Here is a 597-nt window from a genome sequence, read left to right as displayed (position 1 = left end):
TGATTGCGGTGGCAGTCGCCGAAGAGGGCAAGCGGGGAGAGGTACGAGAGCATGGCAAGATTGCCAACGGTGCTGCGAATCTGACGAAGCTGGCGAGCAAGCTGTCTCGGGGCGGCCGGACATTGAAATTCTGCTATGAGGCAGGTCCCTGTGGCTACGGCATTCAGCGTCACCTGAGCGGGGCAGGGCACGACTATGTCGTGGTCGCTCCATCGCTGATCCCAGTCAAGGCTAGCGACCGGATCAAAACTGACCGCCGCGACGCGATAAGTCTCGCTAAACTCCATCGCGCCGGTGAGCTAACGCCGGTTTGGGTGCCCGATCAGGCCCACGAAGCGGTTCGCGATCTCGTGCGGGCGCGCTCGGCGGCGGTGCGCAGCTTGCGGCAAGCCCGTCAGCAACTGTCTGGGTTTCTATTACGCCATGGCCACCACTACAATCGCCGGCCTGGACGTTGCTCCACCGACGCTGGTTGGCGGATTTACGTTTCGAGCAACCCGCGCATTACCTTGTCCTGGAGTGTTAGCGGCGGCGTAGATCCGGCCATATTCGGCGGCGAGGCGCTTCAGGTTTGAGCATGACGGAGATGTTTCCGCG

General features: G+C 62.0%; 1 pseudogene. It reads left to right on the top strand.

Annotation, left to right across the window (positions count from 1 at the left end):
- Positions 1-2: 2 nt before the first annotated feature.
- Positions 3-520: pseudogene (locus GSQ92_RS06145) on the top strand (transposase); the annotation flags it as partial.
- Between the last annotated feature and the right edge of the window lie 77 nt (positions 521-597).

Origin of the sequence: Acidisoma sp. S159, assembly GCF_009766125.1 — a bacterium.
Taxonomy (GTDB): Bacteria; Pseudomonadota; Alphaproteobacteria; order Acetobacterales; family Acetobacteraceae; genus Acidisoma.
The sequence above is the reverse complement of the archived record's forward strand: the minus strand, read 5'-3'. Positions and strand labels throughout refer to the sequence as shown.